Source organism: Neobacillus drentensis (assembly GCF_036962125.1).
Lineage (GTDB): Bacteria > Bacillota > Bacilli > Bacillales > Cytobacillaceae > Neobacillus > Neobacillus drentensis_B.
Genome location: NZ_JBALOA010000019.1, coordinates 22,689 through 35,946, shown reverse-complemented (window position 1 = coordinate 35,946; position 13,258 = coordinate 22,689). Strand labels below are relative to the sequence as shown.

The 13,258-nt window shown below is 39.4% G+C and carries 14 protein-coding genes; 2 read left to right on the top strand and 12 right to left on the bottom strand.

The window, feature by feature from the left end:
* Positions 1–45: 45 nt before the first annotated feature.
* Positions 46–639: an NADPH-dependent FMN reductase gene (locus tag V7121_RS17215; RefSeq protein WP_335500870.1), complete on the bottom strand. Its 594-nt coding sequence runs from the start codon at positions 637–639 to the stop codon at positions 46–48.
* 304 nt (positions 640–943) lie between these two features.
* On the opposite strand from V7121_RS17215, the gene V7121_RS17210 reads away from it, so the two are divergent.
* On the top strand, positions 944–1,195 hold the full coding sequence (locus V7121_RS17210) for a hypothetical protein (RefSeq protein ID WP_335500868.1): 252 nt from the start codon (positions 944–946) through the stop codon (positions 1,193–1,195).
* A 149-nt stretch (positions 1,196–1,344) separates the two neighbouring features.
* Here the strand turns inward: V7121_RS17210 and V7121_RS17205 are convergent, their stop codons facing one another.
* Both V7121_RS17205 and V7121_RS17200 read right to left on the bottom strand, forming a co-directional pair.
* Positions 1,345–2,715, bottom strand: coding sequence for a 4Fe-4S binding protein (locus V7121_RS17205; protein WP_335500866.1), 1,371 nt, complete (start codon positions 2,713–2,715; stop codon positions 1,345–1,347).
* Positions 2,702–3,151 carry a hypothetical protein gene (locus V7121_RS17200; RefSeq protein WP_335500864.1) on the bottom strand — a complete coding sequence of 150 codons (450 nt, stop codon included), beginning with the start codon at positions 3,149–3,151 and terminating at the stop codon, positions 2,702–2,704. The genes V7121_RS17205 and V7121_RS17200 overlap by 14 nt, the downstream gene beginning before the upstream one ends.
* A gap of 228 nt (positions 3,152–3,379) precedes the next feature.
* On the opposite strand from V7121_RS17200, the gene V7121_RS17195 reads away from it, so the two are divergent.
* Positions 3,380–4,057: a response regulator transcription factor gene (locus V7121_RS17195; protein ID WP_335500862.1), complete on the top strand. Its 678-nt coding sequence runs from the start codon at positions 3,380–3,382 to the stop codon at positions 4,055–4,057.
* A 67-nt stretch (positions 4,058–4,124) separates the two neighbouring features.
* Here the strand turns inward: V7121_RS17195 and V7121_RS17190 are convergent, their stop codons facing one another.
* From V7121_RS17190 to prfB, 9 genes are all read right to left on the bottom strand, one after another.
* The gene (locus tag V7121_RS17190; RefSeq protein ID WP_335500860.1) at positions 4,125–4,274 is read right to left on the bottom strand and encodes a hypothetical protein; all 150 of its coding nucleotides are present in this window, start codon (positions 4,272–4,274) and stop codon (positions 4,125–4,127) included.
* Positions 4,275–4,477: 203 nt separating this feature from the next.
* Positions 4,478–5,677 carry a PDZ domain-containing protein gene (locus V7121_RS17185; protein ID WP_335500858.1) on the bottom strand — a complete coding sequence of 400 codons (1,200 nt, stop codon included), beginning with the start codon at positions 5,675–5,677 and terminating at the stop codon, positions 4,478–4,480.
* Positions 5,678–5,836: 159 nt separating this feature from the next.
* On the bottom strand, positions 5,837–7,288 hold the full coding sequence (locus V7121_RS17180) for a S41 family peptidase (RefSeq protein WP_335500856.1): 1,452 nt from the start codon (positions 7,286–7,288) through the stop codon (positions 5,837–5,839).
* 149 nt (positions 7,289–7,437) lie between these two features.
* On the bottom strand, positions 7,438–8,715 hold the full coding sequence (locus V7121_RS17175) for a murein hydrolase activator EnvC family protein (protein WP_335500854.1): 1,278 nt from the start codon (positions 8,713–8,715) through the stop codon (positions 7,438–7,440).
* 69 nt (positions 8,716–8,784) lie between these two features.
* Positions 8,785–9,678 carry a permease-like cell division protein FtsX gene (ftsX, locus tag V7121_RS17170; RefSeq protein ID WP_335500853.1) on the bottom strand — a complete coding sequence of 298 codons (894 nt, stop codon included), beginning with the start codon at positions 9,676–9,678 and terminating at the stop codon, positions 8,785–8,787.
* On the bottom strand, positions 9,668–10,354 hold the full coding sequence (ftsE, locus tag V7121_RS17165) for a cell division ATP-binding protein FtsE (protein ID WP_335500851.1): 687 nt from the start codon (positions 10,352–10,354) through the stop codon (positions 9,668–9,670). Before ftsE ends, ftsX begins: the two co-directional genes overlap by 11 nt.
* A gap of 251 nt (positions 10,355–10,605) precedes the next feature.
* The gene (cccB, locus tag V7121_RS17160) at positions 10,606–10,938 is read right to left on the bottom strand and encodes a cytochrome c551 (protein ID WP_335500849.1); all 333 of its coding nucleotides are present in this window, start codon (positions 10,936–10,938) and stop codon (positions 10,606–10,608) included.
* A 54-nt stretch (positions 10,939–10,992) separates the two neighbouring features.
* A complete protein-coding gene (locus tag V7121_RS17155) occupies positions 10,993–11,859 on the bottom strand; it encodes a YitT family protein (RefSeq protein WP_335500847.1) in 867 nt (288 codons plus the stop codon).
* A 253-nt stretch (positions 11,860–12,112) separates the two neighbouring features.
* Positions 12,113–13,214, bottom strand: a protein-coding gene (gene prfB, locus V7121_RS17150) for a peptide chain release factor 2 (protein ID WP_335547266.1) whose coding sequence is annotated in 2 segments (ribosomal slippage) — positions 12,113–13,141 and positions 13,143–13,214 — 1,101 coding nt in all. Because the reading frame shifts where the segments join, the coding sequence is not laid out codon by codon here.
* Positions 13,215–13,258 lie beyond the last annotated feature (44 nt).

Sequence of the window (13,258 nt, the reverse complement as noted above, 5' to 3'; positions counted from 1 at the left end):
GCTCCAGGCCATACGCCGCTGATCAGGGCGCTTCCACTTTTCTTATTAGCGGATTGTTTTTAATGCTCCGCTCCATTTATTCACTTCATCAAGCATTGCATTCACATTTGTAAGATGTAATTCAGCTGGCTTGAACTCACTGCCGTTTTCAAAGTCTGTGAATAATGACAATGTTGGATGTGTGCGAACGTCAGCGATTTTTAATTCACCCATGATGCCACGTAAATGTTCAGCTGCACGAGCGCCGCCTGTTGAACCATAGCTTACGATACCTGCTGCTTTGTCATTCCAAGCTTCACGCGCAAAATCAAGCGCATTTTTTAATGCTCCAGTAATGCTGTGGTTGTATTCTTGAACAATGAAAACAAAACCATCTAATTCAGCAAGTTTAGCATTCCATTTTGCGATGCCTGGTTCTGAACCATCAGTGGTTCCTAAGAATGGTAAATTGAAATCAGCAATATCAACTATTTCATAGTTTGCGTCACCGCGTTTGTCGGCAATACCTTTCACCCATTCTCCTACTTGTGGGCTAACACGTCCTTGACGTGTGCTACCTAAAATAATACCAATGTTTAATTTTGTCATTGTTTTTTCCTCCTTTTTTGATTCACCAAATAGTCTGTCTAAAAAGCCCAACTCCAACACCACCTATAAAAATTTCATATCTAAAAACTTACGTAGTGTTCATGAAAAACGGAACATTTATTTGTAGGATATTATCCCACAACACTACAAATATAAACCTTCAATTGGAATATTATCAATTTAAATATTTTCAATTAATATATCTCTAATTCAAAGTAATTTTATAATATAAATTTCATCTTGTCAATGAAATAAACCTTTTTAGTTTTTCATCACAAAATAAACACTAAATCTCCCTCTTTTCTGCAAATTTATTCTTTATGATTAAGTTATAAAATGAAAGGAGTTGTAAAATATGAAAAAGTTTGGTGTTGGGATTTTAAGTACGGCTTTAATACTTGGGGCCGGCACTGCTGTGTTTGCAGCTGGGAACACAGGAGATGGTGTAAGTTTTAAAGAAATGCTACCGTTGATGCAAAAAATGCACCCAGATTCCACAAAGAAAGAATTAAAGGACATGTACAAGGCTTGTCATGAAAAGAATGGAATGATGGACCGAATGAATCAAAAGGAAATGAAAAGTGAAAATATGATGGATAGCCTGTAAAAATTATGGTGACTTTCTATCTTTGAGGTTTGGTTCATAACCAGACCCTTTTTTATGCACATTATTTGACCAAATAAAAAACCTGTATAAATTAAGTCTATACAGGTTTTGAATGATCATATTCAATTAAGAACCCTCAATAACATCTATTACACTCTATGCATCATCGGAAGTGAAAATAGATAAATATTTGTAATTGCAAGGATTGTCATGAGCACGTAATAAGGGATCATGGCTCGAAAAGCCGTATTTTTATTTTCGCCCATTCTATAAACTACGTAAGAAGTACCGACCAAACCGATTAAGATGACAATGTATTGAATCATCTGAACTGTTGAGGTTGGCGCGAGACTTAAGCTGGCTGGATTGGAGTCGACTCCAAATAACCGAATCGAGTTAAACCAAACGGCTTTACCTTCTGTGAAAATGTGGAACAGATTATGTGCTAAGTGACCGGCAAGGTCTAAAGGAATAATTGCATAACCAAACAGAGTAAAGTTCTTTTTAATCGAACCTGTCATTCCAAGCAATGAAGCTAGTTTTGCCGTTCCTAACAATAATAGGATTGGTAAGGCCATCGCAATAATAAAGGCAATCGTAAAGTTAAGAACATAGTTGGAAGTCCCTGTAACAGAGCCAATCGCACTTAAAATATTCTGCCAAGGTTCTAGCATGGTAATATTTTGTACGAAAACAATCCCCATGATAACAGCTGCTAAAGATGCGTGTTCAAGCTTTGGATTCTTTAAGCCCCACAATTCTTTTGTCGGAACTCGTGTTGTTATTTTCACGGAATTATTTGGACAGTTTTTCACACAGTTTCCGCAAATATTACATTCCGCACTTGATTCCATTGTTCTTGGGAATTGAAACATTGGACATCCCTCTACACCCTCTGATCCTTTGTAGCACGATTGAACTTTACAGGTTTTACAGATATCAGGTGTTGCTTGTACTTTTAGCGCTCCAGAGCGTGAGTAGTTTCCGGCAAGGCCGCCTAGGAAACAAAGCGTCTTACAGAAGGTTCTTCTTTCGTAAAATACAGAAGTGGCAACAACCATTGTTACTAATAAAAGTAATAGGTAACCCGAACCGCGTGGTGATTCAACAATTCCCCATACATGGTCACTATAAGTGATGGCGATAAAGAATAAATCAATCAGCCATATTCCATATTTCTTTAAAAACTTCGGCATTGGACGCTTGCTGCCAAAAAATTTCCGAACAATATCACTTAATTTACCGAACGGACAGATCGCACACCAAAACCGTCCGGTTAATAAAAAGAGAACAGGGATAACCGGCCACCATAATACCCATGTCATAGTAGTCCCAAAGTTTTTACTTGGATCAACGGTTCCCATTACTAATTCATAAACAATGATGGAAAACACAAAGATAACGATCCATTGAAAGATTCCTGGATACCATTTGCTTTTTACAAACGTTTTGACAACGGGTATCGATAGCAGATCAAAAGGTTCCTTTTCTGGTTTTATGTTTTTCTCAGGCATGGCCATTGTTTACATCCCCCTTTCTTCTAAACCACTTATTCCAAATCCCAATTAAAATAAATAACATGTTAACTGCTCCATATGTTCCTAGCACTTTATAGTTTGGAGGAGATTCAACAACAGCTGCATGGTGATCATGAGCCTCTGCACCGCTGTCACCCTCCATATCCATTCCTTCCATATCACTTCCGCTACCATGGTCCATTCCCTCCATGTCGCTTCCGCTGCTGTGGTCCATTCCTTCCATGTCCATATCCATATCTGTCCCATTGCCATGAGACATAGTTGCATCATCCCCTTGACCGTTTGTACTCCCTGTTTCAAGGTTATCTCCTGCTTGTTTTACATTTGGAGCATGAGAATGTCCTTCATCGGCCAAGGCTCTAACATCGAATGAGAAAATAAACGCTAAAGTAAATGCTAATAAAAACAGCTTTTTCAATTTTTCCACCCCCAAAAAGTTAATTATGCATGTAATGTTCATATGTATAATTTACTGAGCAATTTTGCAGTTTCTATGCATTTTCTTAGGATTTATTATGGGATTTTGTCTTTATTAATCATTGTTCATATTTTTGTAAAATATAGATAAAAACTTGTCAATCTGCAAAGATTCTTCACAAATTCCTACTATTATTTAATTATTAACTTTATATAGGTGGTGGGAAATATGAAGACTATATTACTTGTAGATGATGAAACCAGAATGCTGGACCTATTATGTCTATATTTAGCACCCTATGATTTTAATTGCTTGAAGGCAGAGTCCGGTAAAAAGGCCATATCTTTACTCGAAATAGAAGAAGCTATCGATATAGTAATCCTTGATATTATGATGCCAGACATGGATGGATGGAAGACCTGTCAAAAAATAAGGGAGTTCTCAAAAGTTCCAATCATAATGCTTACCGCCATGGGGGAAACTGTTGACGTTATCAAAGGATTAAAATACGGGGCAGATGATTACATAACTAAACCCTTTCATGAGGCAGAATTACTAGCAAGAATTGAAGCATTATTAAGAAGATCAAAAAATTCAAATGAGAAAAATCTAGTCTTTAATGGATTAGAGTGGAATAAGGGGTCTTTTGAATTAAGATATCAAAACAAGCTCATTCAAGTTACACCCAAAGAGTTCGAACTAATAGGATTGTTCTTAAAGAATCCTCAAAAGGTTTTCTCTCGCGACCATTTATTGTCAACCATCTGGAGCCAGAAGTTCCATATCGATGATCGTACTGTTGATTCCCATATAAGAAATCTGCGAGAAAAGCTCCGAAATGAGGGTTTCCCCATTGATCAACATCTTTCTACTGTATGGGGAATTGGTTATAAGTGGGTAAATTAATCTCTGAAAAATAGGAATTATATCTAAATAAAAAATCGTTTCCTTTAGGAAGCGATTTTTACTATATCTAGATTCTATTGGCATTTGACTTGGATTTAGTGCCTAAAAATAATGTTTTTAATAATCTACTAAAAAAGTTATTTTTAGCTTTTAATGCAGCCTTTCTTTCCCGTTCCATTTGGTGATGAGTAAATATCATCATTGATTTCTGGCACATAAAGATCCTCCTCAGTATCGTAATCCTCTATAGTAACCAACAAATTTTGTATCTGATTAGAAGTCTATTAAATAATTGTGCAGAAACTAACAAAAATCCATTACATTTTTATTTATTGAAAAAAAAAAGAAACCACCTATACGTATTTTTGTATAAGTGGTCTTAATTAAGGATTATTTCACGAATTATGAAAGCACAAAAGTTTAACCTATCTTCACATCATACTTCCGCTCATCCTGAACAAAGAGGATGCCAAGCTCGTGGTGGTCACCTTCGTACAGGGCCCGTTGAACAAAGCGAATCTCTCCGTTTGTGTCGAGGACCTCTAGCTTACAGTGAGCACGATTTTTTTGCAGGGCTTCATAAAATACCTTTTCATCACGAACCAGAACACCATTTGCTTTAGAGATGATTTCCCCCACCTTCAGCTCCATCTTATTTGCTGGAGAGTCAGGGATTACTCCAATAATCATCAATCCTTGATTCTTCTTTGAAAAATAAAACGGGAGATTATCATCTTTCATGCTTGTGAGTAAAGAAATCAATTCACGACCAAGAACGGCTATACCAGCTGTTACAATGGAACTAAGCGGGAACCAATAGCCTGCGATGGAAAAAAGGGTAACGAATACTCCAAGGACGATAACTCGGCGGCCCTGTAATTGAATCGCCATTTTAGGGAGCATTCCTTTGACTTGCTGATGGAAACCAATCGCAAAGGGAACAAAGATCAATGAATACTCATTCGCTCCCAAATGGAAGACAGGCCACCAATTGAACGGAAGATGTAATGCATTTCCTGGAATAAGTAAGAACAACGGCACCATCCAGAGACGCTTTACTTCATGTAGACCTACATTTTGACCGCGTTTACTTTTTGCAAGTTTTGGGGAAGTTCCAAAACTTCCATTTTTAAAAATGAGCATCCCTTCTGCAATTAACAACAATCCAAGTACTACGACAATAGAAGGATAGACCTTGTCACTTAATGCCTCAAAGGTCTTTGTGAAAATCGGAATCGACCAATGATTTTCAGCAAGTAAAATAAGCGTGAAAAATGCAGCCCCTATTGTATATGCCGGCGAGATCCAGCGTACATTGGTGGTCAGTGACCACAAGAAGGTAAAACCAGCAATTAGTAGAATCGCTGCGAACGGGACCGTGACTCCTGCCGCCACAACCAATAATGAAAGGACAAGTCCAATGAGAATTCCGGTTGGAAATAACTGCCGAAGTTCAAAGTAGGCGTCATGCGCTCGAATATGAAAATTTTTCCGCTCACGTTTTACCCTCATTACACCTAAAATTCCTGAAAGGAAAACGAGATAGTATAAAACAGGATGAAGAAATAACTTGCCTGTCCCCTTCAAAAGTTCAACAAGCCATATTTGCACTAATTCCACTCCTGCCACCTGCCTCTATTAAAATTTCTAGTAATCTATTATGGAAAAGTCTCCTAAAGAGTATTTTACCAAATTGCCACCAGAAAACATATTGCTAGTTTTTAGAAAAAGTGAATAATTTCTGCTCAAAAAAAAACAGAGGCCTAATTAGCCCCTGTTTTACTCCTTCGTCATTAATCGTAAGGCGGTTTGCAGTTGTAGATCGTTTTTCTCTTTTTTCATTTCCTTTATTGCTGCATCTTCCAGCTTTGCGGCTGTTTCCGAATCAATTCTTCCTGTTGGCTCTAGGTTGGCTTGGAGCTGGAACCCTTTTACGGCCATGGCCGTTTCCTTACTAAAATATCCATCCTTCCGCCCAGTGGCAAATCCTAAGCCGGTCAGCACCTCTTGAGCGTTTTTCACCTGCTCATTATTCATATCCTCCGAAAGAGGCTCCTCCACTTGAATTGGATGAGTGGCAAAGATGGCAGGTTGTTTGATCGCCACATCTGGTTTAATTCCTTTTTTATGAATCCAATGTCCATCAGGGGTCAGCCATTTAAATAACGTCAGCTTGATGTTGCTTCCATCTCCCATTGGTACAGCCTGTTGAACGGTCCCTTTTCCAAACGTTGTTTCCCCGACAAGTTGGTAACCCACTGCCTCTTGCAGTGAGCCTGCAAGAATTTCTGATGCAGAGGCACTTCCTTTGTTGACAAGAACAGTGACCGGATAATCCTTGGTCCGTGAAAGCGACGAGAAGTAACGTTTTTTCTTACCGTCCCGCTGTTGAATTTGGACATATGGCTTATTCTTAGGAACAAATTCTTTTAAGATTTCGCCAACACTATCTAGTAGTCCGCCAGGATTGCCGCGTACATCAATAATCAGCCCTTTAATATCATCATTTTCAAGTGCTGTTAATTCCTTTTCAAAATCTCTAGCGGTATCCTCTGAAAAAGAAGTGATTTCGATGTAGCCTATTTTTTTGCCATCATGCTTCTTAATTGAAGCATGGACCGTTTCAAGTGGAATCTCATCGCGGGTGACATCAATCGCAAGCGGATCCTTTAACCCTTTCCTTGCAATTAATAATTCAACCTTCGTCCCTTTTTTGCCGCGAATTTTGAGGGTTGCTTTATTCAGGTCCAGCCCTTCGATACTTTTGCCATCCACCTTTAAGATTTGGTCGTTTGGCTTGATGCCTGCTTTTTCAGCCGGGGAATTTTTGAACGGAGAGACGATGACGATTTTCCCGTCGACCATTCCAACTTCGGCTCCAATCCCTTCGAAGGAAGATTCCAAAGTCTGAGTGAATTGTTTGGCTGTTTCTTTGTCCATATAAACAGAGTACGGATCCTTTAAGACGGACAGCATCCCCTGAATTGCGCCTTCAACCAGCTTATCCTGATCTACTTTTTCCACGTATCTGCTTAAAATAAGATCATATGCCTGTTCTACTTTTTCAAGGTCTGACGTGTTTCCTTCTGAATTACTTTCTTCTTGAGGGTTTTGCATTAAATGAAGTTTGCTGTTACCTGGTTTATCCAAAAGCTGCATGCCTGCATATGTGCCCCCCGCTCCTGCTAGTAGCGACCCTGTCATTAGCAGGGCGATCCATCTACGATTCATCTCAGGTCCTCCTCGAATAAAAAATGCCTGTCCTATCTATTTTTATAAAAAGGCAGCAAATTCCTGCCCGATTATTAACATATATGAAAGGAATGGACGAGTTATGATGTCAAAGAGATAAAAAAAGAAGAAGCTCGAAGCTTCTTCTTTTATGGAAGTGGGACTATGCCAACTGGATTAATCGCATAGCGCTTATCGATGGTCCATGGACCTTTATGAAGTTCAAAATGCAAGTGCTGTCCTCTAGACGCACCTGTATTCCCCATCAAGCCAATCTTTTGGCCTTTTTTAACTCTAGCACCACTGCCAACATAACGTTTTGTCATGTGGGCATAAATCGTTGTATAGACTTGTCCATTAATAGAGTGCGAGACGAAGATACAATTTCCGTACGTGCTAGAATAATAGGATCTAATGACAACGCCATCGGCTGCCGCAACAATCGGCATTTTTGTTCGGTTGGCGATATCAACCCCATAATGGTTCTCACTGCCACGACCTCCAAAACCGGAACTAAGATATCCCGTCGTTGGCTGAGTCCAGAATCCGCTCGATACATTTGGGGTGGAATTAGATTCAGGACCACGATCATTTCCACTATTGGTATTTGACGAGCTGCCTCGTTTTGCCTCTTCCGCAGCTCTAGCTTGGGCCTCTTTTTCCAATTGAATAGCCTGTTGAATCGCCGCCTCCTGAGCAGCAAGAAGCTGCTCCTGCTCTTTCAATTCCATCATACCTTCATGGACTTCTTCTTCTTGGTCTTTCAAGCTAGCCAGGAGTTTATCCTTTTCTTTCTTTTGCACAGTTAATTGCTGATTCATAGTTTTTAAGTCTGTTAGCATCTTTTGAAGACTAGAAAGATCTTTTTCTACCTTTGCCTGCTTCTCCGCAAGCTCCGCTTTATCTGCCTCATGCTGTTTTAAGATTTCTTGGTCCGCCTGGACAATCGTCGCAACAGCATTCGCCCGGTCAATAAAATCACTAAAGCTCGTTGAACCCATTAACACATCTAAATAGTTGACCATGCCGCCATTTTCCTGATAGGTGCGGGCGCGGTCCTTCAATAGGATATTACGTTTTTTTATACGCTCCTTGATAACCTTCGTTTCCGCTTGAAGTTTAGTTACCTCGACTTGCGTATCTTTTACTTTTTTAGTTTTATCGTCTATTTTTACAGTTGTATCATCAATTGCAAAGTCCAGACGTTTCATTTCACTCTGTACGTCAGCCTGCTCACTTTTTAATGTGTTAATCTTACTGTTTGCTTGATTAATATCTGATTGTAAATTGGAACGTTTGTTGTGAACTTCATTTTGTTCTCCTTTTAGACTGGAAATAGATTTAGCTTCGGTAACAGAAACTCCGCTAAAAATGGTCCCTAGTCCGACCGTTAGTGTAACGGCCATTGTGACTACTGATTTCTTCATTTCCGATTTTTCCTCCCAATGGCACATAATAAATCAGGAAGGACATAATAATATCCTTCCTGATTTGGATTACACCTTTAAGAACTTCCGAACGGACATTAGACTTCCCCATATACCAATTAGCGCACCCATTAAGATCAGAATGCCAGCAACTTGGTACATAAATGGATCAAAAGGAAGTACTTTAATGAACGTTCCTTCAAGTCGTGGACCAATATAATCATACGCACGATAGTAGGCAATCGAAATTAGGATAATGGGCAAAATGGACCCAATAATCCCAAGCCACAGTCCTTCCAAGAAGAACGGCCATCGGATAAAGGTATTCGTTGCTCCTACTAACCTCATAATCTTAATTTCTCTGCGTCTTGCAATAATCGTGATTTTAATTGTATTAGAGATTAAGAAAATTGCAGTAAAGAATAAACCAATGATTAAAACAACCCCGACGTTACGGCTTGCTTTAATAAACTTAAATAGTTTTTCTACTTTCCCCTGGCCATACTTTACCTTGGCTACATAATTGGATTTTTTAATTTGTTCTGCCACTTTCATCGTATCAGTCGGATTTTTCGTTTTTACGATAAATACATCGTTTAAGGGGTTATCCTGTTCAAACAGTTTAAAGGATTTGCCTTCTTCCCCTAGACTCTTAACTAGATTGTCTAGTTCCTGCTGTTTAGAGGAGAATGTGACATTTTTTACCTCTGGCATACTTTCAATCTCAGTTTTTAACTTTTGCTGATCTTGGGCGGTAGCAGCTACGTCAATGTGCACGCGAATTTGAACATCTTCTTCAATCGTTTCTGCTACTCGATTAAGATTCATCATAATAACGAAAAAGACACCGACTAATATCAAGGTAACGGTCACAGCGCTGACAGATGCAAAGGTCATCCAGCCATTTCTGCTGATATTCTTTAAACTATCTCGAGAGTGACGGCCAATTGTTCTAATTTTCATAACCGTATTCACCTCTTTCATCATCTCGGACTATTTTTCCACCCTCAATGGCAATAACTCGATGCTTGATCGTGTTAACAATCTCGCGGTTATGGGTTGCCATGACAATGGTTGTCCCTCTTGCATTAATTTCTTCAAAAATTTTCATAATTTCCCATGATGTTTCTGGGTCAAGGTTACCGGTAGGTTCATCGGCAATCACCACTTTGGGAGAATTCACAATCGAGCGGGCAATTGAAACACGCTGTTGCTCACCGCCAGATAGCTCTGTCGGCAGCATTTTGATTTTATGCTTTAAGTTAACGAGGTCAAGAACTTCCATGACTCGCTTTTTAATTACCTTTGGCTGAGCTTCAATTACCTCTAAAGCAAATGCAACATTTTCATAGACGGTCAGTCTCGGCAGCAACTTAAAATCCTGAAAGACGACGCCAAGATTTCGGCGAAAAATAGGTACCTTTTTCATTTTTAATTTGGCAAGATTTACACCATTCATAGTGATAGTCCCTGATGTCGGAACTTCCTCACGATACATCATTTTAATAAAAGTCGATTTACCGGCTCCACTTGGTCCGACAACATAAACAAATTCGCCCTGATTAATCCGGACGTCTATCCCATTAATAGCCGAAACGCCATTTGGATACTTTTTATATACATCCTGTAATTCGATCATATTTATCACCTTTATTTAAAGATTTTTCGAACTGAAAATTCGACAATAATCTTCATTTATTTGCAAAATGGCCTAGGATAACAAAAAATATGTGCATAATTTCGCATAGTTTTATTATAACATCATAAATTGCTAAAAAAAGCGGTAAAAATATTACAGTTTCTTTTCAAAGAATTACAAAACCCGACAATTTTTTTAATATCCACGAAAAAAAACGTCCTGTTTATTCAAACAGAACGTTTTTGAGACTCTTATTTTTTTGCTGCAAGCCATTCCGCAACTTGGTTGGCATCATCGCCGGTCACAACTTTTGCTGGCATTTGCCCTTTTCCATTTGCGAGGATATTTAAAATCTCATCCTTCGAGTACTTAGAGCCAACCTTTGTTAAATTTGGCCCCATTCCACCCGTCAAGTCACCGCCATGACAGCTGGAGCATTTTTGATCGAATATCTTTGCTCCTGGATCATTGCTCGCTGTATCCGTTCCTGTGTCTTTTCCTGTGTCTTTATCCCCGCCTCCACAGGCTGCTAGTCCCATAACCAAAGCAGTTCCCATTAAAAACGTAAGCAACTTCTTTTTCAATTCCTTTACCCCCTTTTCAGAAATTATTTCCATCAATGTACTATTATACCAATCCTATGCCCGTTTGAAACCCTCTCCCAACACTTCAGCAGCATCCATAACGACAACAAATGCAGATGGGTCAAGGATTTTAACCAATTGTTTCAATTTTGTGAACTCCGATTGGTCTACTACGCACATCAGAACAGGACGTTCATGGTCAGTAAAACCACCATATGCTGATAGTTTTGTCACACCACGGTCAATTTTATTCAAAATTCCTGCCCGAACTTCTTCTTGTTTTGATGTGATGATCATCGCCATTTTCGACCGTCCGAAGCCAACCTGAATCAGGTCAATGGTTTTGCTGGTTACGTACAGGGCAATCAATGCGTATAAACCCTTCTCAATATCAAAAACGATGGCTGCAGTAAGTACAATTAATCCATCAATTAAAACAACACAGCGACCAAGCGTAAAGCCCGTATATTTATTTATGATCTGGGCTGCAAGGTCCGTCCCCCCAGTCGATGCTTTCCCCCTGAAAACAATGCCAAGACCAAGCCCTACCCCAATACCACCGAACAAGGCCGCAAGTAAGGCGTCATGTGTCCAAGGCTCGAGATTTTTTGTAAAAAAAACAACTAACGGTAGAAATATCGTACCCACTAAAGTTTTTACTCCAAAATGCTTCCCTAAAAAAACCACACCCGCGATAAATAAGGGAATATTAAAAGCCCACTGGACATAGGCAGGTTCCCACCCCAGCACCGTTTTTAAAATCGTACTAATCCCGCTTACCCCGCCAGAGGCCACTTGGTTTGGAAGCAGGAAAACGTTAAAAGCCAGAGCAATAATTGCTGCACCTATTAATACAAAGACATAATCGACCGCTATTCTCACCTTTGGATAGGTTTGTGTTAAATTACTTAATATATTCATAAAGCTAATCTCCTCAAAATTCATTATAGAAAGATACTTTCTACCAACCGAAAGTGAGTATAGCACGGGTAAATTATGGTGTAAATGGCAGTAAGTTGACGTGGTAAAGGATTAAATTCTCCCTTAGCATTTGCCTGTTCAATGGTTTTAATAAGGAATGTTCTTTTGGTTCGTTTTTAGAAAAAATTATCAAAAAAATAAGCCTTTGCCGGATGATTGGCAAAGGCTTTAAACATTTATTTTAATTTTACTATTACGAAATTCTTGACCTCAGGTACGCATTAATGAATTGATCTAAATCCCCATCCATTACCGCTTGAACATTTCCGCTTTCGGTACTCGTCCGATGATCTTTGACCATGGAATAAGGATGGAAAACGTATGAACGGATTTGACTTCCCCAGCCGATTTCCTTTTGTTCGCCTCGTATTTCCAAAAGCTCTTGCTCTTGTTTCTCAATTTCCAATTGATACAGCTTGGCTTTTAGCATTTTTAACGCTGCCTCGCGGTTTTTAATTTGTGAACGTTCTGCTTGACATGTGACCACAACACCAGTTGGCAGGTGAGTAATCCGGATGGCTGAATCAGTCGTGTTAATATGCTGTCCGCCCGCACCTGTTGCACGATAGGTATCAATTTTTAAATCCTCTGACCGAACTTCGATTTCAATGTCATCGTTGAGTTCTGGCATGACTTCACAGGAAACAAATGACGTATGACGACGGCCTGAGGAATCAAATGGAGAGATCCTTACCAACCGGTGAACCCCTTTTTCGGCCTTTAAGTAGCCGTATGCATTATGACCCTTAATTGCGAGCGTTACACTCTTAATCCCAGCTTCATCGCCGGGCAGATAATCGAGCGTCTCAACTTTGAAGCCCTTTTTCTCAGCCCAACGGGTATACATCCGCAGCAGCATCGAGCCCCAGTCCTGCGATTCCGTTCCACCAGCACCTGGGTGAAGCTCCAAAATGGCATTATTTTTATCATACTCTTCACTGAGGAGTAGCTGCAGCTCAAATTGGCCTAAGCGCTCTGTTAGCTGCCCGAGTTCTTCCTCCAACTCAGTACGCAATTCTTCATCATTTTCTTCTTTGACCAGTTCATAGGTTAATTCAAGATTTTCAAAGCTATTGTTTAGGTCATAAAATTCATTAACCTGATCCTTTAAGCCATTTGCTTCACTAATGACTGTCTGCGCTGCCTGCTGATCATTCCAAAAATCAGGATGAAGCATTTCATCATCTAATTCAGCAATTCTGGCTTCTTTATTCTCAAGGTCAAAGAGACCCCCTAAAGTCCGCTAATTTCTTAGCTGTTTTTTCAAGTTCATGACGAATTTCTGCTAATTCCATTATCTTCACCTCTATAAAAATTACCTTTAGTATATTTTATTCCG

Bases quoted from the DNA above. Each gene is read 5' to 3' on its own strand.
- V7121_RS17210 (WP_335500868.1), top strand. From the start codon at position 944: ATGAAAAAGTTTGGTGTTGGGATTTTAAGTACGGCTTTAATACTTGGG.
- V7121_RS17205 (WP_335500866.1), bottom strand. From the start codon at position 2,715: ATGGCCATGCCTGAGAAAAACATAAAACCAGAAAAGGAACCTTTTGAT.
- V7121_RS17195 (WP_335500862.1), top strand. From the start codon at position 3,380: ATGAAGACTATATTACTTGTAGATGATGAAACCAGAATGCTGGACCTA.
- V7121_RS17190 (WP_335500860.1), bottom strand. From the start codon at position 4,274: ATGTGCCAGAAATCAATGATGATATTTACTCATCACCAAATGGAACGG.
- V7121_RS17180 (WP_335500856.1), bottom strand. From the start codon at position 7,288: ATGAATCGTAGATGGATCGCCCTGCTAATGACAGGGTCGCTACTAGCA.
- V7121_RS17175 (WP_335500854.1), bottom strand. From the start codon at position 8,715: ATGAAGAAATCAGTAGTCACAATGGCCGTTACACTAACGGTCGGACTA.
- ftsX (WP_335500853.1), bottom strand. From the start codon at position 9,678: ATGAAAATTAGAACAATTGGCCGTCACTCTCGAGATAGTTTAAAGAAT.
- ftsE (WP_335500851.1), bottom strand. From the start codon at position 10,354: ATGATCGAATTACAGGATGTATATAAAAAGTATCCAAATGGCGTTTCG.
- V7121_RS17155 (WP_335500847.1), bottom strand. From the start codon at position 11,859: ATGAATATATTAAGTAATTTAACACAAACCTATCCAAAGGTGAGAATA.